This is a genomic window from Xenorhabdus griffiniae (assembly GCF_037265215.1).
Classification (GTDB): Bacteria; Pseudomonadota; Gammaproteobacteria; order Enterobacterales; family Enterobacteriaceae; genus Xenorhabdus; species Xenorhabdus griffiniae.
In genome coordinates, this window is sequence record NZ_CP147737.1 from 696,362 (window position 1) to 720,043 (window position 23,682).

Below are 23,682 nucleotides of genomic sequence, written 5' to 3' on the forward strand. Positions count from 1 at the left end.
TCTCTATAAGTTTAACATCCATGCTGCTTATTATAGACAACATGAACACTAAAAAGCCTAACACGCTCAAAATCATCCACAAAGGGGAAAGATTTCAACATTAACAAATAAATAAAACTATCCCACCAACAAAAAGTTAAATAAAAGTTAATTTCAATCTCAAATGACCTTGATTAAAAATATAACAGGCTGATCTTTATGTAGTAAAAACGATCAACAATAAAGTGTTGTTACATAGATCACAATTAAAATTAACAATCTCTTTAACATATTGAAGATTGCCAACACATAGTTTATTAATATATTAATAAGTGGTCTTGCAACACGTCATCCAAGTTTCAAGGAGCTGTCCATGAAAGGCACTGTTTTTGCCGTTGCCCTCAACCATAGCAGCCAGATCAATTTCTGGCATGAGGCATTTAACAAAGAACCTTATAAAACACCACCCAAAACACCTATTTGGTTTATAAAACCCCGTAATACCGTGATTGGTTCAGGGGATGTTATTCCTCACCCTGTCGGGGAAACGGTACAGAGCGGTGCGACTCTGGCGCTGTTAATTGGAAAAACAGCACGCAAAGTTTCAGTTCAGAATGCCGGACAGTATATTGCTGGTTACGCATTGGCAAACGAAGTTAGCCTGCCGGAAACATCATTCTACCGTCCTGCCATTAAAGCAAAATGTCGGGACGGTTTTTGCCCGCTAGGTCAAATGATCAAAGCCAACTCGGTAGCATCACTCGATATTGTCACTGAAATCAACGACCAGGAAGTTGATCGCTGGTCTACCCAAGACCTTATTCGTTCAGCAGCTGAATTATTGGCAGCATTAAGCGAATTCGCCACCTTAAACGAGGGCGATGCCATTCTATTGGGAACGCCCCACCAGCGCGTTACCCTTCATCCTGCCGATAAAGTCACAATCAAGGCCAAGGGCTTCCCTAACTTAGAAAATACGGTTGTATTGGCAGGAGGTCAGGCATGAGATACGCCAAAATTCATTATCAGGGACAAGATCTCAATGTCACCGTTGACGAACAGGAAAATGTCTTCTTACCAGATGGAAATATGGTCAGCGGTGAAGAGGTTGTATGGCTTCCCCCTGCCAGCGGAACACTGTTCGCATTAGGGCTAAATTATGCCGATCACGCAACAGAGCTGGAATTTAAGCCCCCAGAAGAACCACTGGTATTTATCAAAGCAGCCAATAGCTTAACCGGACACCGTCAGGTCTCTGTCCGTCCTGATAATGTGGAATATATGCATTATGAAGCAGAATTGGTTGTCGTGATGGGTAAACCCGCTCACAAAGTTGCCAGAGAAGAGGCCATGAATTACGTTGCGGGTTATACCGTTTGTAACGATTACGCCATTCGTGATTATCTGGAAAATTACTATCGGCCTAACCTGCGGGTAAAAAGCCGCGATACGCTTACTCCAATCGGTCCGTGGATCATAGATAAACAACAGATTGCTGATCCACATAATCTAACGTTGCAAACATGGGTGAACGGTGAACTCCGTCAACAAGGTACAACCGCAGATTTGATCTTCGATATTCCTTTCTTAATCACCTACCTCAGCGATTTTATGACATTGCAACCAGGCGACATGATCGCCACCGGAACACCTAAGGGGTTGTCTAATGTTGTTCCTGGGGATGAAGTCATCGTAGAAGTCGAAGGTGTTGGGCGCTTAGTTAATCGTATTGTCAGCCAGCAAGAATATGAGGAGAGTTTGTCATGACCATGATTAACCATTGGATCAACGGCAAGAATGTCGGCAGCAAAACCTATTTCACAACGACTAATCCTGCAACAGGCGAGGTGCTGGCTGAGGTTGCATCAGGCGGGCAGGAAGAGATCGCCCAAGCTGTTGCGGCAGCCAAAGAAGCGTTCCCCAAGTGGGCAAATACCCCAATGAAAGAACGCGCTCGTTTGATGCGCCGTTTGGGTGAATTAATCGACCAAAATGTTCCCGATATTTCTGCGCTGGAAACCAAGGATACGGGTCTTCCCATCCATCAAACACAAAATGTCCTGATCCCACGGGCTTCGCAAAATTTCAATTTTTTCGCTGAAATTTGCCAGCAGATGAATGGGCGCACTTATCCTGTTGATGACACAATGCTCAACTACACATTAATCCAGCCTGTTGGTGTTTGTGCATTGATTTCCCCATGGAATGTGCCTTTTATGACGGCGACGTGGAAGGTTGCGCCTTGTCTGGCTCTGGGAAATACGGCTGTTTTGAAGATGTCCGAACTTTCCCCATTGACAGCCAACCGCTTAGGCGAATTGGCGTTGGAAGCCGGCATTCCGGCTGGGGTATTGAATGTGGTACAGGGCTACGGTAACACCGCAGGCGATGCACTGGTAAAACATCATGATGTGCGTGCAGTCTCTTTCACCGGTGGAACTGCAACGGGTCGCCTGATCATGCAAAATGCCGGACTGAAAAAATATTCTATGGAATTAGGCGGAAAATCCCCTGTCCTCATTTTTGAAGATGCAGATATTGAACGCGCACTGGATGCCGCTCTGTTTACCATTTTTTCCCTTAATGGCGAACGTTGTACGGCAGGTTCCCGCATTTTCATCCAAGAAAGTATTTACCCCGAATTCGTTAAACGCTTTGCTGAACGCGCGAATCGGTTACGTGTCGGTGATCCCCAAGATCCGCAAACTCAAGTTGGCAGCTTGATAAGCCGGCAACACTGGGAAAAAGTCTCCAATTATATCCGGTTAGGGATCGAAGAAGGCGCCACACTATTGGCCGGAGGCCCCGATAAACCTGCCGATTTACCTGCCCATCTAAAAAATGGCCACTTCTTACGTCCTACTGTCCTGGCAGATGTGGATAACCACATGCGCGTAGCACAGGAAGAGATCTTCGGCCCTGTCGCTTGTCTGCTGCCATTCAAGCGTGAAGAGGATGGGCTACGCATGGCTAATGATGTGGAATATGGCCTTGCTTCTTATATCTGGACACAGGATGTCAGCAAGGTTTTGCGTCTGGCTCGCCATATTGAAGCCGGCATGGTGTTTGTTAATTCCCAAAACGTTCGCGATCTACGTCAGCCATTTGGTGGCATAAAAGCTTCCGGTGTGGGGCGTGAAGGCGGGGAATACAGTTTTGAAGTGTTTGCTGAAGTGAAAAACGTCTGTATCTCAATGGGAGAGCACCCTATACCTCGTTGGGGTGTTTAAATAACGGCCATCCTGATTCCAAGTGAGGGTTTATGGGAAAGTTAGCGTTAGCAGCGAAAATTACACATGTCCCTTCTATGTACCTGTCTGAATTGCCAGGCAAGCATCACGGTTGCCGCCAAAGCGCTATTGATGGACACAAAGAGATCAGCCGGCGCTGCCGTGAAATGGGTGTGGATACGATTGTTGTCTTCGACACGCACTGGCTGGTTAACAGCGCCTATCATATTAACTGCTCCGCCCATTTCTCCGGCATCTATACCAGTAATGAATTGCCACATTTTATCCGCGATATGACCTATGAGTATGACGGCAACCCCGAGCTAGGCCAGATGATTGCACAAGAAGCACGCCAGATGGGTGTTCGTGCCCAGTCACACGAGATCCCAAGCCTGAAACTGGAATATGGCACGCTGGTCCCCATGCGTTATATGAACAGCGACCGCCATTTCAAGGTGATTTCAATTTCGGCCTTTTGTACTGTCCATGCGTTTGAAGACAGCCGCAAACTGGGAGCTGCGATTTTACGGGCAATTGAGAAATACGATGGTACGGTTGCGGTGCTGGCAAGCGGTTCGCTGTCACACAGTTTCATTGACGATCAACGTGCCGAAGAGGGCATGAACAGCTATACCCGTGAGTTCGATGAGCAGATGGATCGCCGTGTCGTGCAGCTTTGGAAAGAAGGCAAGTTTGAGGAATTTTGCAAAATGTTACCGGAATATGCGCAATATTGTCGAGGAGAAGGCAATATGCATGATACCGTGATGCTGCTAGGGCTACTCGGATGGGACAAGTATGACGGCAAGGTGGAATTTTTGACGGAATTGTTCGCCAGTTCAGGGACAGGACAGGTTAACGCGGTTTTCCCGCTGCCGGATTATATTGTGAATCAAAATAAAACTGATGCCTGACAGGAGAAGACCGTGCCACATTTTTACGCTGAGTGTACTGAAAATATCCGTGAAAAAGCCAGGTTGCCGGAATTATTTACCAAAGTGAATCAGGCGCTGGCAGATACGGGCATTTTTCCGCTGGGCGGTATCCGTAGCCGTGCCATTTGGCTGGATACCTGGCAAATGGCGGATGGTAAGCAAGATTATGCCTTCGTTCATATGACACTGAAAATTGGTGCCGGACGCAGCCTTGAAGATCGGCAAAAAGTTGGAGAAATGTTGTTTGGCTTAATCAAGGCGCATTTTAGTGAGTTGATGTCACAGCGTTATCTGGGCCTCTCTTTCACCATGGAAGAACTTGATCCGGTGCTGAATTATAAATCCAATAACGTTCATAGCCTATTTAAAGCAAAAGAGTAACGGCGATAGAGCATTCCAATGTTATCCAATCTAACTTCAAGATGCGTGTGATTTCTCCCCGCTAAGCGGGGGGAAATCAGGTTTCATAGCGTGTTGTAAATTGCAACTTGAAGTTTCAAATCGCGGTCAACAAAGTTATGGCTTGCAAGATGAGGGATATAATTGGAGGACACTAGGGCGTGTTGACGTTTCGTGGAGGGAAGTTTGAACAGCATGATGATCTGGTATCATTGTCTTCGCGAAAAAACCATTACCCCAGCTCATCATGCCAAGAACAATGTTATCAAAATCTTTATGGAATACGCTAGCTGTATTAATGCAACAACATGGATGTATTTACCACAAAGACGCGCATTACCTGACTTTCGAAGGGATCCTTTATCGAATGAGAACGGGATGTCCGTGGCGGGATTTACCCGATGAATTTGGCAAATGGAATACGCTTTTTAAGCGCTTTAACGCCTGGTCAAAGAAAGGTGTTTTTGAATTATTATTCAAATTGTTATCTGAAAATACAGACACCGAATGGTTATTCATTGATGGGAGTATTATCCGCGCTCATCAACATAGCTCAGGGGCAGCTTCAACAGAAGATGAAGCCATCGGTAAAAGTCGAGGTGGACGTTCGACTAAAATTCATTTGGCCGTAGACAGTTATGGTTTGCCTGTCCATTTTGAGCTGTCAGGGGGTCAAACGCACGACATTGTACATGCAGAAAGTTTGGTCACCCATTCACCCGCATCCGATTTTGTGATCGCGGATAAAGGTTACGATAGCGGTACTTTCAGAGATTTCGTTGAAAAACAAGGTTCAAAAACGGTCATTCCCTATCGAAAAAATAGCCGAAAACCCGATAAAAGTATTGATGAAGTTTTATACTGTTATCGGCATTTGGTCGAAAATGCGTTTGCCAGAATAAAACATTTTCGAGCTATTGCGACAAGATACGATAAATTGGCGCGAAATTACGCCAGTATGTTGGCACTGGCGTTTGTCATTATATGGTTACCGATGTGGGTTGAGTAAATGGTGAACTCAAAACGTCAACAGCCCCTAAATTTATTCGCCTTTATTTATTGAGAGGAAACTATGACAGATCATCTGGATACAACTTTGCTGCGTTACCAGGCCTATATCAACGGTCAATGGGTTGACGCGGAAAATAAAGCAACTTTTGAAGTTATTAACCCTGCCAATGGTAAAGTCATTGCTAATGTCAGTGATTTGGGAGCCAAAGAGACACAATCTGCCATTGAAGCTGCCCAGAATGCCCTTCCTGCATGGCGATCATTGACAGCAAAACAGCGTAGCCAAAGGCTTAAACAATGGTTCCATCTGGTGATGGAAAACCAAACTGCCTTAGCGAAAATACTGAGCACAGAACAAGGTAAATCTCACACCGAAGCAATGGGGGAAATCGCTTACGGTGCCAGCTTTATCGAATGGTTCGCAGAAGAAAGCAAACGTATTTATGGCGAAACATTGCCTTCCCCAATACCAGGCCGCCGTCTCGCTACGATCAAACAACCGATTGGTGTCGTTGCAGCCATTACACCGTGGAATTTCCCCAATGCGATGATCACCCGCAAAGTTGCACCTGCGCTGGCGGCGGGATGTACAGTTGTCCTGAAACCTGCTGCTGAAACACCCCTGTCTGCGCTGGCCTTAGTCGTCCTGGCGGAACAGGCGGGCATTCCGGCTGGCGTTTTCAATATTGTCACGGGAATGGATGCTAAAGCGATTGGTGAGGTGCTGACCTCAAGCCCTATCGTGCGCAAACTTTCGTTCACCGGCTCTACGCGGGTCGGCAAATTATTAATGGCACAAAGCGCCGATACTGTGAAAAAACTCTCCCTCGAACTGGGTGGCAATGCACCTTTTATCGTGTTTGATGATGCCGATCTTGATGCTGCGGTAGAGGGCGCCATGGCGGCGAAATTCCGTAATAGCGGGCAAACCTGTGTTTGTGCCAACCGTATTCTGGTACAGGAAGGCATTTATGAGGCTTTTGCAGAACGTCTGGCACACGCGGTAAAACAGCTTCGTGTTGGGCCAGCCACTGATAGTTCATCACAACAAGGTCCACTGATTAATCAAGCGGCAGTAGAAAAAGTACGAACACATATCCGTGACGCGGTATCCAACGGTGCGCATCTGCTGGCAGGAGGAAAATCCCACTCGCTGGGTGGGTTGTTCTTTGAGCCAACAGTGCTGGCAAATGTGACCGAATCTATGTTAGTTGCCCACGAAGAAACCTTCGGCCCGCTGGCACCACTGTTCAAATTCCGTGATGAAGAAGAGGCTATCCGTATTGCTAACAGCACTGAATTTGGCCTGGCTGCTTATTTCTATTCCCGTGACATTGGCCGAATTTACCGTGTGGCGGAAGCGTTGGAAAGTGGCATGGTAGGTATCAATGAAGGTTTGATTTCCAATGAAGTCGCACCATTTGGCGGCATTAAGCAATCGGGGCTGGGACGTGAGGGGTCACGTTACGGTATTGAGGATTATCTGGAAGTGAAATACCTCTGTTTTGGCGGGTTGGAAGCGAAAGGAGCTTAACCCCTATGCTACAGCAAGAAATCGTATCACGAGTCGCACGCCGTTTACATCAGGCAGAGCAAAGCCGTGAGCAAATCCGACAAATCTCACTGGATTATCCAGAGATAACGATTGAGGATGCTTACGCCATTCAACGTGAATGGGTAGATTTAAAAATCAGGGAAGGCCGAATTCTCAAGGGACATAAGATTGGCCTGACATCCAAGGCCATGCAAGCCAGTTCACAGATTAATGAACCGGATTATGGTGTCTTGCTGGATGATATGTTTTTTCAAGACGGCGGTGATATTCCTTGCGAACGCTTTATTGTGCCCCGCATTGAAGTTGAACTGGCCTTTGTGCTGGCAAAACCCCTGCGAGGCCCGAACTGTACGCTGTTTGATGTGTATAACGCAACAGATTACGTCGTTCCCGCACTGGAACTCATTGATGCCCGTTGCCACAACATCGATCCCGAAACCCAACGTCCACGCAAGGTATTCGATACGATTTCTGACAATGCCGCCAATGGCGGTGTGATTATTGGGGGGCGGCCGATTAAACCAGATGAATTGGATCTGCGCTGGGTCAGTGCGCTGCTCTACCGCAATGGCGTGATTGAAGAATCCGGCGTCGCCGCCGCGGTTCTCAATCATCCCGCCAACGGTGTGGCATGGCTTGCCAATAAACTGGCACCGCATGGTGTTCAACTAGAAGCAGGCCAGATTATTCTGGCTGGATCTTTTACCCGCCCTGTTCCTGCGCGTAAAGGCGATACCTTTCATGTGGATTACGGCGTGTTAGGTTCAATTAGCTGTCATTTTGTTTGAGTCTATTGAGGTAACACCATGGATCAGCTAACAAATAAATTTAAACATGCCCTGAAAGCAGGGCGTCCACAAATCGGATTGTGGCTTGGGCTATGCAGCGGGTATAGCGCGGAAATACTGGCAGGAACGGGGTTTGATTGGTTGTTGATTGATAGTGAACATGCTCCCAATGAGATTTCCACTATTCTTGCCCAATTACAGGGGATCGCCCCTTATTCAAGCCAACCTGTTGTTCGTCCGGCATGGAATGATCCCGTAATCGTCAAACAGTTGCTGGATATTGGTGCACAAACGTTATTGTTCCCGATGATTCAAAATGCCGCGCAAGCGCGTGAAGCGGTCAGGGCAACTCGCTATCCTCCCGCGGGTATGCGTGGCGTAGGCAGTGCCCTGGCACGCGCTTCTCGCTGGAATCGTATTCCTGACTATCTGTCCCGTGCTAATGACGAAATATGTGTATTAGTACAGGTAGAAACCTGTGAGGCTTTGCAAAACCTACCGGAGATAGCGGCTGTCGAAGGCGTTGATGGCGTGTTTATTGGCCCGGCCGATCTCAGTGCGGATATGGGACACCTCGGTAACCCGCAACATCCTGAAGTTCAGTCGGCCATTGAACAAGCCATTGTTCAGATCCAGTCTTCCGGCAAGGCCGCTGGTATTTTGATGACCAATGTCGATGTCGCTAAACATTATCTTAATTTGGGTGCGCTGTTTGTTGCCGTAGGGGTTGATACCCTCTTGCTGACCGGAGCAGCCAATGCTTTGGCACAGCATTTCGGCAAATAAGCAGTCAATCATTGGCAATAAACAATGCCAGAATGGCTGATGTCGATCGCGACACCAGCCATAGCAATTGAAGTTAGTTCCTAATCTCTGTGCAAACAACTACATATAGCCAATAAATTTCAAATCCCCAGCCGAAGGAAAATCAAACCACTAACAAAACAAGGAAACACCGATGAGCATTTCACCTGACACGATACCAAAATCCGAAAATCCTCCCCAGCCGCTGAAAAAGCTGACCACTCAACAGCAAAGTGTCATCAATAAATTATTCCGGCGTCTGATCCTCTTTCTCTTTGTCCTGTTCGTCTTCTCTTTTCTGGATCGTATCAATATTGGATTTGCTGGTTTGACGATGGGAAAAGATCTCGGTTTAACATCCACCATGTTCGGTTTAGCCGCAACGTTGTTTTACGCCACTTACGTTATTTTCGGTATTCCCAGCAATGTGATGTTGAGCATTGTGGGAGCTCGTCGCTGGATCGCGACCATCATGGTGTTATGGGGGATCGCTTCCACTGCTACAATGTTTGCCACTGGTCCCACGAGCCTGTATATCTTGCGGATGCTGGTGGGTATTGCGGAAGCCGGCTTTCTGCCGGGTATTTTGGTTTACCTGACTTATTGGTTTCCAGCCTATTATCGCGCACGCGCCAATGCGTTGTTTATGATTGCCATGCCCGTAACGATGGCGTTTGGTTCACTGATTTCCGGTTACATTTTGGCAATGGATGGCATCTGGGATTTGCGCGGTTGGCAGTGGTTGTTTTTGCTGGAAGGCTTCCCTTCTGTTTTGCTTGGTTTTGCTGTCTGGTTTTATCTGGATGACTCACCAGAAAAGGCCAAATGGCTGACTCGTGAAGATAAGCAATGCCTTCAAGAGATGATAGAAAACGATAAGCTTTCTATCACCCAGCCCAATAAACAGATTCAACAGCAAAAAACCCGCTTATGGCGCGAGGTGTTTACCCCGATTGTATTGATGTACACCTGCGCTTATTTCTGCCTGACCAACACCTTAAGTGCTATTAATATCTGGACGCCACAGATTATGCAGAGTTTCAATCAGGGCAGTAGCCATGTAACCATTGGCATTTTGACTGCCATTCCACAATTCTGCACGATTTTAGGTATGGTTTACTGGAGCCGCCACTCAGACCGCCTGCAAGAACGCAAAATGCACACGGTTTTGCCTTATCTGTTTGCTGCCGCAGGCTGGATTTTAACTTCACTGACGGATAACAGCATAGTGCAACTGCTGGGGATCATTATGGCTTCTACCGGATCGTTTACAGCTATGGCGGTATTCTGGACAACGCCAGATCAATCGATTAGTTTGCGCGCCCGTGCCGTGGGGATCGCTGTGATCAACGCTACCGGCAATGTGGGATCTGCCGTCAGTCCTCTGCTGATCGGCTGGTTAAAAGATCAAACGGGAAATTTTAACGCTGGACTTTATTTCGTAGCCGGATTACTGATCATCGGTGCATTAATTGTTTTTCTGATCCCAATGAGACATTCACGGCCACAGGCAAAATTGTAAATAACAAGCAATATATTGGTATACCAATCTAACTTCAAGGTGCGTGTGGTTTCATATCGTGTTGTAAATTGCAACTTGAAGTTTAATGCGTATATACCTTAGCCAACAATAAGATACAGGAGGAAACTGATGACTGTATCCAATGCGCTCAAAGCCAATAAACCCATCATCACGAATATCGATATCAGCAAGGACTATGATGAAATTCAGGGATCGGATGATGTTCATTATCAAACTTTTGGTCGCATGGCGGCATTTTTCGGGCGTAATATGCAGGCGCATCGCCATGACGGTTTTTTCCAACTCCATTATCTGGTGACAGGGCGGATCGAACTGCAATTAGACGCACAGCATTATTCCGTACAAGCCCCTCTGTTTATCCTGATTCCACCTTCCGTGCCTCATGCTTTTTTTACGCAGGAAGATACGGATGGTTATGTATTAACCGTCCGTCAGGAACTAATCACCCCCTTGCTCAGTTCGCTTTATCCTACCCATCGGGAACTGGTTGAGATTCCGGCTATCTGCCTTTCCGTCGCAGATAAATACGATGAATTGGAAACATTCAACCATTATTGGGCACTGATTGGGCGTGAGTCTGCCAACCAATTTACCGGACGAGAACAATCGCTGACTTTCCTGGCTCAATCTCTGTTTACCTTTTTACTACGCAGTATTCCCCTTGACGATCATCATTGCGGTGGTGTCAGAGGAGAATTGAAACTGTTTCAGCGCTTTAATCAATTGATTGATCAACACTATTGCCAGCACCTTGCCGTACCAGAATATGCAGAAAAATTGGGAATTACGGAATCACGGCTAAAGGATATGTGCCGACGCTTTGCCAATCGGCCACCCAAAAAATTGATCTTTGACCGACTACTGCGAGAAGCAAAGCGATTATTACTGTTTAGTGATAGCCCCGTATTTGAGATAGCGTATCAACTTGGGTTTAAAGATCCTGCTTACTTTACCCGATTTTTTAATCGGTTGGTGGGGTACTCACCGAGTATTTGGCGGGAAAAGAATTCAGGGGGACATGTTTAAGTTTTTCAGGACGGCGTAATCATGCAGAAAATCATGATTACCAAAACACAAAGTCGGTCACATTTACGCAACAAACTCTCTACTTTTATCGAAAAGTACCAGTAAACCCTCCGAAAGTCTCTTCAAGAGGAGCCGTTTAGCCGCTTCAATCAAACAGTGAAAGAAACATAAAATTAACAACCATCCCCCCCATATAGATAACAAGTCAAAATAAGGGGATTTTTGGAGCATGAGGTTGCTATGAGACTAGAAAATTTGCGTGCTGATCATAAACGCCCATTTACCAGTAAAGAATACCTGAGTTCACTTCAGGATAGCCGCGAAATTTACATCTATGGTGAACGCGTCAAAGATGTCACAACACATCCGGCTTTCCGCAATGCGGCTGCTTCAATCGGTCAACTGTATGATGCCCTTCATGCCCCAGAAACCCACGATGTACTCTGCTGGGATACCGATACCGGAAGTGGTGGCTACACGCACAAATTCTTCCGTTTCGCCACCAGCGCTGATGATATCCGCCAGCAGCGCGATGCCATTGCCGAATGGTCACGCCTAAATTATGGCTGGATGGGGCGTTCACCCGATTATAAAGCAGCATTTTGCTGCTCATTGGGTGCTTATCCTGAATATTATGGGCAATTCGCTGATAATGCCCGCATATGGTATAAGCGTATTCAGGAAAGCTGCATCTATTTCAATCATGCGATTGTTAATCCACCGATTGATCGCCATAAGCCCGCCGATCAGGTCAAAGATGTTTTTATCAAGATAGAAAAAGAGACAGATGCTGGAATTATTGTCAGTGGCGCCAAAGTCGTCGCGACCAATTCAGCCCTGACTCACTATAATTTTATCGGTTTTGGCTCTGCGCAAGTTATGGGAGATAACCCTGATTTTGCCCTCATGTTTGTTGCACCAATGGATGCCGAGGGTGTGAAATTAATTTCCCGCGCTTCTTATGAATTAGTGGCCGGTGCTACTGGCTCACCTTTTGATTACCCCCTTTCCAGTCGGTTTGATGAAAATGATGCCATTTTGGTCATGGATAAGGTATTAATTCCGTGGGAAAACGTGTTAATTTATCGCGATTTTGATCGTGCCCGTAATTGGGCGGTGCAAAGTGGTTTTGCGCGGCTATTTCCCATGCAAGCCTGTATACGCCTTGCTGTTAAGCTTGATTTCATAACGGCACTGTTACAAAAAAGCCTTGAATGCACTGGCGTGGTGGAATTCCGCGGTGTTCAGGCCGATTTGGGAGAAGTCGTTGCGTGGCGCAATCTGTTCTGGTCACTGACAGATGCGATGTGGGCAGAAGCCAAGCCGTGGGAAAATGGCGCTTATCTGCCTGATACGCAAGCAATTCAGACTTATCGCGTGATGGCGCCCATGGCTTATACAAAAATCAAGAATATTATTGAAAGCAATGTCACCAGCGGCCTGATTTATTTGCCATCCAGTGTGCGTGACATGAATAATCCTGAGATCAATAAATATCTTGAAAAATATGTCCGTGGCTCTAATGGTATTGATCATGTGGAACGAATCAAGATCTTGAAATTAATGTGGGATGCCATTGGCAGTGAGTTCGGTGGTCGCCATGAATTATACGAAATTAATTATGCCGGCAGTCAGGATGAAATTCGCCTGCAATGTCTGCGTCACGCCTATGGCTCTGGCAATATGAAGAAAATGACGGAATTGGTTGATCGTTGTCTCTCTGACTATGATGTGAATGGCTGGACCCGTCCCCACTTACACAATAACCGTGATATTAACCTGTTAGATAAGCTACTGAAATAAATCAGTAGCAGGAGGCCTATTTATGTCTGTAGAAAATAAACATCGCTTGCGTTTCAGGGATGCGATGGCAAGCCTTTCCGCTGCGGTGAATATCATCACCACGGATGGTCCTGCGGGGCGTTGCGGTATGACTGCAACGGCGGTGTGTTCTGTGACAGATACGCCTCCGACTTTGATGGTATGTATTAATCGCAATAGCGCCATGAATCCGGTATTTCAGGAAAATGGCCATCTTTGTGTCAATATCCTGAATCATGAACAGGAATTGATGGCTCGCCATTTCGCGGGCATGACAGGTATCAGCATGGAAGAGCGCTTTAATTGGGATATCTGGAAAACGGGGATACTGGGACAACCCTTGTTACAAGGGACACTCGCCAATTTAGAGGGATGCATTAAGCAAATACAAGAAGTCGGTACTCACTTTGTATATCTGGTAGAAATAAAACAGATTATTGTTCGTGAAGAAGGTCATGGTCTTATTTACTTTAAACGTAATTTTCATCCAGTGATGGATAAAAATATGGCAACCGTTGTTTAAAAAAAGCGCATCAAAGCAGAAATATTCTAACATGAAGGTTCCTTAATAAAGAGCCTTCATTTCTAAATTCTTATCAATCTCTTTTTAATTGGTATTTAATAGAATTGGCATTGGATATCAGCCAGAAATTTCACACTACCCACCTTAAAATACATAAGAAAAAATTCACATATAGATTAAGGTGATTCCATTTCATCCCTATTTTTATTTAATCCACCACTTTTCAACAAACAACAAACGGAAGAGATTAAATGACAGTCAAATTGATTTATTTGCGAGCGCAAAATCCACTTATTAACAATTTTTGATATTAATTTAGTGAATATTCTGCCAGATCTGGTATTACTTTTTTTCGTTCGTGTGATCAACCATCGAGAAGATACCATACCAGTATATTAACCTCCCTCGCTTTACGATCACTTTGAATAAATTAACAAAAGCATAACTTGTGCGATACATTTAAGTTAAAAATATATTAACAACAGTATAATTATCTGAATATATTTTATTTGAGTGTACTGCTCATCTAATGATAGCAAACAGAGGCATCACTATGAGTAAAACCGCTCCGGTAGGTTTATGGGATCAACCTAAGCCTTTCTTCATGATATTTTTTGTAGAACTGTGGGAACGATTTGGCTACTACGGTGTTCAAGGCATTCTGGCTGTTTACTTCGTTCAACAGCTCGGTTTTTCAGAAGCACAATCATTTATCACTTTTGGCGCATTTACTGCGTTGGTCTACGGCCTGATTTCTATTGGTGGTTATGTCGGTGATCACTTACTGGGGACAAAACGTACCATTGTTTTGGGGGCTATCATACTGGCAATAGGTTATTTTATGATTGGTCTTTCCATCATCAATCCTGAGCTGATTTTTTATGCCCTGGGAACCGTCGCTGTCGGTAATGGCCTTTTCAAAGCCAACCCTGCCAGTCTGCTGGCAAAATGTTACCAGCCGCAAGATCCACGTTTGGATGGCGCATTCACGCTATTTTATATGTCCATCAACCTTGGCTCCCTGGTTTCCCTCTCTCTTGCCCCCGTCATTGCCGAAAAATATGGTTATGCCATCACCTATAATATCTGCGGTATCGGCCTGATTATTGCCCTGCTGGTTTATATCGCCTGCCGTCGTATGGTACATAGCATCGGTTCAGAGCCAGACCATGCCCCTTTAAACTATGCCACCTTGTTTTTGGTCTTGATGGGGACAGTAGCTATGATTGGCATCTGTGCATGGTTATTGCACAACATCAAAATTGCCAATATTGCCCTCATGGCGATCTCAGCCATTGTGGTGGTGATTTTCTTCTGGCAGGCATTCAAACAGGACAGAGTCGGCCGCAATAAAATGTTTGTGGCATTTATTCTGATGCTTCAGGCTATCGTGTTCTTTATCCTGTATAACCAGATGCCAACTTCCCTCAATTTCTTCGCCATCAATAATGTTCACCACCAGATCCTCGGTTTTAATATCAATCCCATCAGTTTTCAGGCACTGAACCCCTTCTGGATCATCGTCGCCAGCCCTGTTTTGGCCGTGGTTTACACCAAACTGGGTAACAAAGGTAAAGATTTTTCCATGCCAACCAAATTCACCTTCGGCATGTTCTTGTGCTCCCTGGGCTTCCTGACCGCCGCAGCTTCTGGCTTATTTGCCGATGGTAGAGTAGGCCTCAAGTTTGATGTCATCTCCCCAGCGGCCCCTCGTCAAACCGTGCGTGCGGTTTTCCCGCACACGGCTTTCCGACTGTCTTCTTCCTGCTGCATTACGACGTTACAAGGCGAGCATACCGACTGACTTCGTTTCCGTTTATCGACAGACTATACAACTTAAATAACCCGTGATACTTGTAGAACCAGCTCGGCGGATGGTCCCTCCATCCTTTAGTTCGCTTCTTGTGCTTCTTCCTCAACATAATACAGAGTGTCCATATCGTGTAATTTGCGATGCTTTTGAAATGCATCCGGGAGTTGCACGTCTTGAAATAATTACCCCACCCTCTAAGGATTGGGTTTATTTCTGTTCTGATTAGCTCCGGAAGATCCCGATGCTGACCTTTTCGTGTCACTTCACGAATCTTTCGCTTTACTCTTTTCATCGCTTCTGGTGAGGGGTAGTAATAGGTTCTCAATTTTCCATCCCTTTTGGACGGCTGCACTGCAAACCTGTGCCCCAGAAAGTCAAACGGTGACTTTATTGCATGAACGACTTTCGTCTTTTCGGTATTTAGCGTCAATCCAAGCCGATCAAGTACCTTACAGGCTTGAGCCAGATAAAACCTCGGTGCTTTCTTACACAAAATGACAAAGTCATCGGCATAACGAACAAGATGAGCGTCATGCTCACGCTGATTGAATCCCTCTTTTTCCCAGATATGATCCAGCCAGTGCAGGTAAAGATTAGCCAGTAGTGGAGATATCACGCCTCCTTGTGGAGTTCCTGCTATCCCCGCTTTCAGGTTTCCCTCTTCCATTACTCCAGCTTTCAGCCACATTTCAATCAGTTTCACAACTGAGCGATCTATGACTCTGGTTCTCACCGATAACAACAATTTATCATGGGGGATAGTGTCAAAATAAGACTTCAAATCAGCATCTACCACCCAGTAACATTTAAAATTTAGCCACTTATAGATTTCTCTCAGCGCCTGCTGCGCATTTCTGCGAGGCCGAAAGCCATATGAAAAATCTTTAAAACTCGCTTCGAAAAGCGGTTCTATGACTATCTTTACTGCTGCCTGAACTACACGATCTTCAATAACAGGTATGCCCAGTGGTCTTTCCTTTCCATCCGGTTTAGGAATGTAAACCCTACGCACCGGTTGAGGAGAGTACTTCTTTTGAACTAGCTTCTTCTGGATGTCTTGCAGAAAGTTACCTACACCAATTTCAGTTTCAATCTTATCGATTGTTAACCTGTCAATTCCTGAAGAACCTTTATTGGCTTTAACCTGCGTCCATGCCATAACAAGCACACGACCACTACATACCTTGTCATACAGAACACCAAATTTACGTTTTGGATCCGCCTTGGCTGCCAGGTATAGCTTGCGTTGCAGTACTCGTACCTTTTCAAATGCCGTGTTTAGAGCTTTCGCAATCACGTAGTACCTCCTGTAACAACAGGCATGACAGAAGTAGAGGTCCTTCCCTACGGTCAGGTTATGTTGTCCCTACCATCAACAGTACTATGACCTCCTCCGACTCCTCTATCCTGCATCTCTCAGAATTTCAGCGGTTACCTTATATCTTTGATTACGCAGTGGGTTAGACTACGACAGGGAGAGGTCTCGTTCGTTCCACTCAGTGCTATACATGCATCCCATCCTCAATACCCCGGATCCCTGTCATGACTTCATATGGTTGTTAATCCATCATGATTCACTGGCCTTCGCCCCCATTCTAAAGGCTCGGCAGGATCACCCTACACCACACTCTCCCAGCATAACGGTATGGCTGAAATTTACGAGGCTTGTTCAGGTTCACTTGCGTTACGGGCTGCATACTTGCGCGCACCCACAGTCTGGGTCAGGGGTCACGTTTATCCGGCGTTGCTCCCGTGTTTCAGTCACCATCCACACGTACGCCATAGCTACGCAGTCAAATCAACCAACTACTGCGGCAGGACTTTCACCTGCAAGACACTGAGCAGCTTAGCGAACCGCTCAGAATGGTATTACATCGCCATGGTTTATCGTACTGGTGTATCTGTTCCAGAGCGTCGGGGAGTTAATGATCAGTGCATTAGGATTGGCAATGGTGGCAACGTTTGTTCCTAGCTACCTGACAGGTTTTATCCTGGGCATGTGGTTCCTGTCACAAGCCGCAGCATCAGTATTGGGTAGTTATGTAGCAACCTTTACTGCCGCACCAGAAGGCGTGACGAATCCACTGCAAACCCTGCCAATTTATACTGATGTATTTGGTAAAATTGGGATTACCACCTTGATTGTCGCCGTGATTATGGCCTTTATGGTGCCGTGGCTGAACAAGATTATGAAAGCGTAACCTGCTCGATTAAACAGATTTTCCGCTCGTTGATAAGTCAAATAACGGGTGAGAAATACCAAGTTAAAAGCTGGCTAATTCAAAAAGAATTTAGCCAGCTTTTACATGTGCTAAATAATAAATTTTATCTAAATAACAATTTATTACAGCACATCAATCGCATTCAGTTCTTTAAAGGCCTGCTCCAGACGAATAACCATAGAAGCCTGAGCAGCACGCAGCCAAACACGCGGATCGTAGAACTTCTTATTAGGCTTATCTGCACCTTCTGGGTTACCCAACTGGCCTTGCAAGTAGCCTTCGTTCTTTTTGTAGTAGTTCAGAATACCTTCCCAAGTTGCCCACTGAGTATCGGTATCGATATTCATTTTCACTACACCATAGCTCACAGCTTCCTGAATCTCTTCCGCGGTAGAACCTGAGCCACCGTGGAAAACAAAGTCCAGGCTGTTGTGTGGCAGGTTGAATTTTTCAGAAACGTAGTCCTGTGAATTGCGCAGAATTTTTGGTGTCAGTTTTACGTTACCTGGTTTGTATACACCGTGGACGTTACCGAAAGATGCTGCAATGGTGAAACGCGGGCTAATGGCGTTCAGCTTCTCATACGCATAAGCTACATCTTCCGGCTGAGTGTACAGGGAAGAGCTGTCCAGATGGGAGTTATCAACACCATCTTCTTCACCACCAGTACAACCCAGTTCGATTTCCAGTGTCATGTCGATTTTCGCCATGCGTGCCAGATATTGGCTGCAAATCTCGATATTTTCTTCCAGAGATTCTTCTGACAGGTCGATCATGTGAGAGGAGAACAGAGGTTTACCCGTTTGTGCGTAGTGTTTCTCACCTGCTTCCAACAGTCCGTCGATCCATGGCAGCAGTTTACGTGCACAATGGTCAGTATGCAGGATAACAGGCACACCATAATGCTCTGCCATTTGGTGAACATGGTGAGCACCAGAAATAGCACCGATAATCGCGGCTTGTTGACCTTCTGCTTTCAGACCTTTACCCGCAATGAAAGAGGCACCGCCGTTAGAAAACTGGATAATGACCGGAGCACGTACTTTTGCCGCCGTTTCCAACACTGCGTTGATGGAATCAGTACCGACGCAGTTAACCGCTGGTAACGCGAAATTGTTCTCTTTAGCGACGGCAAAGACTTTTTGAACATCATCACCAGTGATGACACCCGGTTTTACGAAATCAAAAATTTTAGACATGTTACGTGGTCCTGTATTGACATTGAACAGGCAGCCAATGCTGCCTGTTATTACAACTTAATTACTTTTAGCACGTTCTTCCAGCATCACAACGGCTGGCAGTTTTTTGCCTTCAACGAATTCAAGGAAAGCACCACCACCAGTGGAGATGTAAGAGATCTTATCGGCAATTTCAAACAGATCGATTGCCGCCAAGGTATCACCGCCACCGGCAATTGAGAAAGCATCGCTCTCAGCAATTGCGCGAGCAATAATTTCGGTTCCTTTACGGAAGTTAGGGAATTCAAAAACGCCTACCGGACCATTCCACAAAATAGTCTTGGCACTTTTCAGGATTTCAGCCAGGCGTTCGGCAGAAGCATCACCCAGGTCAAGGATCTGCTCTTCATCTTTAATTTCGCTGGTGGATTTCAGCGTTGCTTCCGCAGTCTCAGAGAATTCTGTTGCAACACGAACATCGGTAGGAACCGGAATGTCACAGCTTTCCATCAATTTTTTCGCTTCCGAGATCAAATCATCTTCATACAGCGAACGGCCAACGTTATGCCCTTCTGCGGCAACAAACGTATTAGCAATCCCACCACCTACAATCAGCTGATCGGCAATTTTGGACAGTGAATCAAGAACAGTCAGTTTAGTTGAAACCTTAGAGCCTCCTACAATCGCTACCATTGGACGGGCAGGATTGTGCAGTGCTTTACCCAACGCTTCCAGCTCGCCAGAAAGCAGAGGGCCAGCACAAGCAATTGGGGCAAACTTAGCAACGCCGTGAGTTGACGCTTGCGCACGGTGCGCCGTACCAAAAGCATCCATGACATACACATCACACAGTGCAGCATACTGCTTTGATAACGTTTCATCGTCTTTTTTCTCACCTTTATTGAAGCGAACGTTTTCCAGCACAACTAATTCGCCTTCCGTCACTTCAACACCATCCAAATAGCTTTTTTCCAGACGAACAGGAGAAGAAAGTGCTTCTTTCAAATAATCAACGACAGGTTGCAGTGAGAACTCTTCGTTGTATTCTCCCTCAGTTGGGCGTCCCAGGTGAGAAGTAACCATGACCTTGGCTCCCTGATTCAACGCAGCCTCAATCGTCGGCAAAGACGCACGGATACGTGCATCAGAGGTAACTTTACCATCTTTTACAGGTACATTCAGATCAGCACGGATCAATACACGTTTACCCGCTAGATCTAAATCAGTCATCTTAATTACAGACATGGTGAATCCTCTCATTGATTCTTTATAAAATTACTCAATCTTCTGCTGTGTGCCGTTTGTGACACAACAAATGATTATTTGAAACCGGTTGCGGCCATTGCCAGCGTCGTATCAATCATACGATTGGCAAAGCCCCACTCATTGTCACACCACACAAGGGTTTTAATCAGGTGCTTACCGCTAACCCTCGTTTGTGTTCCATCCACAATAGCACTGTGGGGATCGTGGTTAAAATCCGTTGAAACCAACGGCAAATCAGTATAATCCACTATACCATGAAACTCCCTGGCCGCTGATTTTTGCAGGAGCCGGTTCACATCTTCCACACTCACAGCCGAACAGACTGTTACGCTCAAGTCAATGGCTGTCACATTGATAGTGGGTACTCGAACAGAAATCGCCTCAAACCGATCATTGAATTTAGGGAAAATACGTGTGATCCCCGCCGCCAGTTTTGTATCAACAGGAATAATAGATTGACTGGCCGCCCGAGTTCGACGTAAATCACCGTGATAAGCATCAATCACGGGTTGATCATTCATCGATGCATGAATGGTTGTCACCGTACCAGATTCAATATTGAACGCATCATCCAACACTTGGATGATTGGAATGATGCAGTTTGTTGTACAGGATGCATTAGAAACAATGCGATCTTCGGCAACCAATGCATGATGATTAACACCATATACGACGGTTGCATCCAGATTATTTCCTCCCGGATGTGCAAACAGGACTTTCTTGGCTCCGCTGGCGATATGAGACTCTCCGTCTGCCCGTTCACCATACCTACCTGTACAGTCAAGAACAATATCAATGTCCAACGCTTTCCACGGCAGAGCCGAGATATTCGGTTGATGAAGTAGCTGGATACTGTCACTTCCTACTTGCAATAAATCATTATTCAGGCGCACATTCCATGCAAAACGCCCATGACTGGAATCGTATTTCAACAAGTGAGCAATGCCTTGTGCATCTGCCAACTCATTGATAGCGATCACTGAAATTTCAGCTTGACGCCCTGATTCGTAAAGAGCACGCAAGACACTGCGCCCTATTCTTCCGAAACCATTAATCGCTACTCTGATAGTCATGTTACTCCCTGAATTTCTCTGTAGTTACGCAACCGCTTAGAATAACTGAGCAATGTCTGCTTGTACTGATAATTCCTCACAAAATTAACCAGATTGTGACAGACAAGACATTTTATTATCTCATTTATGCATCAAACTGAAACGGTTCAGCAACTATAAATGCAGATTACGAGAAAAAAGGAGTGATGGCAAGCGCCATTCGTCACATTATGGAGGAAAGATTGAACAAAAAAAGAGCGCATTCGCCCTAAAATTGATACGAATGCGCTTATATGAATTAGTTGCCGATTATTTCAGCAAAGCTGTTGCCTTGGCTACTACATTTTCAACCGTGAAACCAAACTCTTTGAACAGAACATCAGCAGGTGCAGATTCACCGAAAGTATTCATACCAACGATAGCACCATTGATACCAACATATTTGAACCAGTAATCAGAGATACCGGCTTCGATGGCAACACGGGCAGAAACTGCCGCTGGCAATACCGCTTCACGATATGCAGCATCTTGTTTATCGAAAGCATCAGTAGATGGCATAGAAACCACGCGAACCTGACGACCTTCAGCAGTCAGTTGCTCAGCCGCTTTCACCGCCAATTCCACTTCGGAACCCGTAGCAATCAGGATCAATTCAGGCTGACCTGCACAATCCTTCAGGATATAAGCCCCTTTCTCGATATTCGCCAACTGTTCAGCAGTACGTTCTTGCTGTGCCAGATTTTGACGGGAGAAGATCAGCGAAGTAGGGCCATCTTTGCGCTCAATAGCATATTTCCACGCAACCGCAGATTCAACCTGGTCACATGGACGCCATGTGCTCATATTTGGCGTTACGCGCAGACTGGCAATTTGTTCGACTGGCTGGTGAGTTGGACCATCTTCACCCAACCCGATGGAATCGTGGGTATAAACGAAGATGCTGCGCACTTTCATCAGGGCTGCCATGCGTACAGCGTTACGGGCATATTCCACGAACATCAGGAATGTTGCGCCATAAGGCACAAAACCACCATGCAGTGCGATACCGTTCATGATGGCAGACATACCGAATTCACGCACACCGTAGTGAATGTAGTTACCGTCCTGAACTTCGTTTAGCGGTTTAGAGCCAGACCACATGGTCAGGTTACTTGGAGCTAAGTCAGCAGAACCACCCATAAATTCTGGCAGAACTTTACCGAATGCTTCTAGTGCATTTTGTGATGCCTTACGGCTGGCAATAGAAGCTGGGTTCTGTTGCAGTTTTTCAATAAATGCCTTGGACTCCGCTTCCCAGTTTGCTGGCAGATCACCGCTGGTACGACGGTTAAATTCAGCAGCCAGTTCTGGATAAGCTTGCGCATATGCAGCAAATTTCTCTTCCCAAGTGGCTTCTTTAACCTTGCCTGCTTCCTGGGCGTTCCAGCCAGCGTAAATGTCCTGAGGAATTTCAAACGCAGGATGTTCCCACCCCAGCGCTTTACGGGTTGCTTCAATTTCAGCATCACCCAATGGAGCACCGTGACATTCTTCTTTGCCTGCTTTGTTTGGTGAACCAAAACCAATGATGGTTTTGCACATCAACAGGGATGGTTTGTTTGTTTCTTTACGTGCTGCGTCGATGGCTGCTGCAATAGCATCAGGATCATGACCATCTACGCCACGGATAACATGCCAGCCATAGGCTTCAAAGCGTGCTGCGGTATCATCAGTGAACCAACCTTCTACCTCACCATCGATAGAAATACCGTTGTCATCATAGAACGCGATCAATTTGCCTAGTTTCAGTGTTCCCGCCAAAGAGCAAACTTCATGGGAGATCCCTTCCATCATACAGCCATCACCCATGAACACATAAGTGTGGTGATCGACGATATCATGGTCTGGACGGTTGAACTGAGCAGCCAGTGTGCGTTCTGCAATCGCAAAACCGACTGCATTGGCAATACCCTGCCCCAATGGGCCAGTTGTGGTTTCTACGCCCGGAGTATAGCCATATTCTGGATGGCCTGGAGTTTTAGAGTGTAGTTGACGGAAATTTTTCAAATCGTCAATCGAAACATCATAACCCGTCAGGTGCAGAAGGCTGTATATCAGCATGGAGCCGTGGCCATTGGATAACACGAAACGGTCACGATCAACCCAGCCAGGATTAGAGGGGTTATGGTTCAGATAATCACGCCATAGCACTTCGGCAATGTCAGCCATTCCCATTGGTGCGCCAGGATGCCCTGATTTTGCTTTCTGCACCGCGTCCATGCTCAAAAAGCGGATAGCATTAGCAAGGGTTTTACGAGTGGTCATTCTTTACTCCAAGTCGGATAAAAGCGTTAGTGAACTAAGGACTAATTTTCGCAGCGCGGCATACAAACCGCAATCATTAATACCAGATAATTAATGCCAAATGATAAAGAGAGCTATCTTAATTTCTCCTTAACAATAATTCTTTGATTTACCTCGTTGTTTTGGTGCCCTATCGCGATCATGCGGACAACTCAAGGTATCCTTGCGCAAATAGTGAATAATTTACCAGCGTG

At 45.9% G+C, this 23,682-nt stretch carries 18 protein-coding genes and 2 pseudogenes; 15 read left to right on the forward strand and 5 right to left on the reverse strand.

All coding sequences use genetic code 11. The annotated features are described in order from the left end of the window. Positions 1 to 352 precede the first annotated feature (352 nt). The 14 genes and pseudogenes from WDV75_RS03000 to WDV75_RS03065 all read left to right on the forward strand — a co-directional run. The gene (locus WDV75_RS03000; protein ID WP_273557944.1) at positions 353 to 985 is read left to right on the forward strand and encodes a fumarylacetoacetate hydrolase family protein; all 633 of its coding nucleotides are present in this window, start codon (positions 353 to 355) and stop codon (positions 983 to 985) included. Next, a complete protein-coding gene (locus WDV75_RS03005; RefSeq protein ID WP_273557945.1) occupies positions 982 to 1,746 on the forward strand; it encodes a fumarylacetoacetate hydrolase family protein in 765 nt (254 codons plus the stop codon). The genes WDV75_RS03000 and WDV75_RS03005 overlap by 4 nt, the downstream gene beginning before the upstream one ends. Then, a complete protein-coding gene (gene hpaE / locus WDV75_RS03010) occupies positions 1,743 to 3,209 on the forward strand; it encodes a 5-carboxymethyl-2-hydroxymuconate semialdehyde dehydrogenase (RefSeq protein ID WP_189758600.1) in 1,467 nt (488 codons plus the stop codon). The genes WDV75_RS03005 and hpaE overlap by 4 nt, the downstream gene beginning before the upstream one ends. Before the next feature lie 32 nt (positions 3,210 to 3,241). After that, on the forward strand, positions 3,242 to 4,123 hold the full coding sequence (gene hpaD / locus WDV75_RS03015; RefSeq protein WP_273557946.1) for a 3,4-dihydroxyphenylacetate 2,3-dioxygenase: 882 nt from the start codon (positions 3,242 to 3,244) through the stop codon (positions 4,121 to 4,123). 12 nt (positions 4,124 to 4,135) lie between these two features. After that, a complete protein-coding gene (locus WDV75_RS03020) occupies positions 4,136 to 4,525 on the forward strand; it encodes a 5-carboxymethyl-2-hydroxymuconate Delta-isomerase (protein ID WP_189758598.1) in 390 nt (129 codons plus the stop codon). A gap of 265 nt (positions 4,526 to 4,790) precedes the next feature. After that, a complete protein-coding gene (locus WDV75_RS03025) occupies positions 4,791 to 5,552 on the forward strand; it encodes an IS5 family transposase (protein ID WP_338802971.1) in 762 nt (253 codons plus the stop codon). Between the two features lie 63 nt (positions 5,553 to 5,615). Then, entirely contained in the window at positions 5,616 to 7,088 is a 1,473-nt protein-coding gene (locus tag WDV75_RS03030) for an NAD-dependent succinate-semialdehyde dehydrogenase (RefSeq protein WP_273572066.1), read from the forward strand. A gap of 5 nt (positions 7,089 to 7,093) precedes the next feature. Continuing rightward, positions 7,094 to 7,897 (forward strand): 2-oxo-hept-4-ene-1,7-dioate hydratase, encoded by an 804-nt coding sequence (gene hpaH, locus WDV75_RS03035; RefSeq protein WP_273572064.1) that lies wholly within the window; start codon positions 7,094 to 7,096, stop codon positions 7,895 to 7,897. Between the two features lie 18 nt (positions 7,898 to 7,915). Then, positions 7,916 to 8,683 carry a 4-hydroxy-2-oxoheptanedioate aldolase gene (gene hpaI, locus WDV75_RS03040; protein WP_420497570.1) on the forward strand — a complete coding sequence of 256 codons (768 nt, stop codon included), beginning with the start codon at positions 7,916 to 7,918 and terminating at the stop codon, positions 8,681 to 8,683. A 172-nt stretch (positions 8,684 to 8,855) separates the two neighbouring features. Further along, positions 8,856 to 10,223: a 4-hydroxyphenylacetate permease gene (gene hpaX, locus WDV75_RS03045; protein WP_273572063.1), complete on the forward strand. Its 1,368-nt coding sequence runs from the start codon at positions 8,856 to 8,858 to the stop codon at positions 10,221 to 10,223. A 129-nt stretch (positions 10,224 to 10,352) separates the two neighbouring features. After that, positions 10,353 to 11,270 (forward strand): 4-hydroxyphenylacetate catabolism regulatory protein HpaA, encoded by a 918-nt coding sequence (gene hpaA, locus WDV75_RS03050; RefSeq protein ID WP_273572061.1) that lies wholly within the window; start codon positions 10,353 to 10,355, stop codon positions 11,268 to 11,270. A gap of 240 nt (positions 11,271 to 11,510) precedes the next feature. Then, positions 11,511 to 13,073: a 4-hydroxyphenylacetate 3-monooxygenase, oxygenase component gene (gene hpaB, locus WDV75_RS03055; RefSeq protein WP_273572060.1), complete on the forward strand. Its 1,563-nt coding sequence runs from the start codon at positions 11,511 to 11,513 to the stop codon at positions 13,071 to 13,073. Between the two features lie 22 nt (positions 13,074 to 13,095). After that, positions 13,096 to 13,614: a 4-hydroxyphenylacetate 3-monooxygenase, reductase component gene (gene hpaC, locus WDV75_RS03060; RefSeq protein WP_273572059.1), complete on the forward strand. Its 519-nt coding sequence runs from the start codon at positions 13,096 to 13,098 to the stop codon at positions 13,612 to 13,614. A 553-nt stretch (positions 13,615 to 14,167) separates the two neighbouring features. Continuing rightward, positions 14,168 to 15,286: pseudogene (locus tag WDV75_RS03065) on the forward strand (oligopeptide:H+ symporter); the annotation flags it as partial. Positions 15,287 to 15,386: 100 nt separating this feature from the next. Here WDV75_RS03065 and ltrA read toward each other — a convergent pair. Continuing rightward, complete coding sequence (gene ltrA / locus WDV75_RS03070; protein WP_338803455.1) at positions 15,387 to 16,724, reverse strand: group II intron reverse transcriptase/maturase; 1,338 nt, start codon at positions 16,722 to 16,724, stop codon at positions 15,387 to 15,389. A 568-nt stretch (positions 16,725 to 17,292) separates the two neighbouring features. Here ltrA and tppB point away from each other — a divergent pair. Further along, a pseudogene (gene tppB / locus WDV75_RS03075) lies at positions 17,293 to 17,628 on the forward strand (dipeptide/tripeptide permease); the annotation flags it as partial. Between the two features lie 143 nt (positions 17,629 to 17,771). Here tppB and fbaA read toward each other — a convergent pair. The 4 genes from fbaA to tkt form a co-directional block, all read right to left on the reverse strand. Then, positions 17,772 to 18,848, reverse strand: a complete 1,077-nt coding sequence (gene fbaA, locus WDV75_RS03080; protein ID WP_273571828.1) for a class II fructose-bisphosphate aldolase — start codon at positions 18,846 to 18,848, stop codon at positions 17,772 to 17,774. 57 nt (positions 18,849 to 18,905) lie between these two features. Then, the gene (pgk, locus tag WDV75_RS03085; RefSeq protein ID WP_273571829.1) at positions 18,906 to 20,072 is read right to left on the reverse strand and encodes a phosphoglycerate kinase; all 1,167 of its coding nucleotides are present in this window, start codon (positions 20,070 to 20,072) and stop codon (positions 18,906 to 18,908) included. Between the two features lie 74 nt (positions 20,073 to 20,146). Further along, the gene (gene epd / locus WDV75_RS03090; RefSeq protein WP_273571830.1) at positions 20,147 to 21,166 is read right to left on the reverse strand and encodes an erythrose-4-phosphate dehydrogenase; all 1,020 of its coding nucleotides are present in this window, start codon (positions 21,164 to 21,166) and stop codon (positions 20,147 to 20,149) included. Between the two features lie 288 nt (positions 21,167 to 21,454). Then, positions 21,455 to 23,449, reverse strand: coding sequence for a transketolase (gene tkt, locus WDV75_RS03095; RefSeq protein WP_273571831.1), 1,995 nt, complete (start codon positions 23,447 to 23,449; stop codon positions 21,455 to 21,457). Between the last annotated feature and the right edge of the window lie 233 nt (positions 23,450 to 23,682).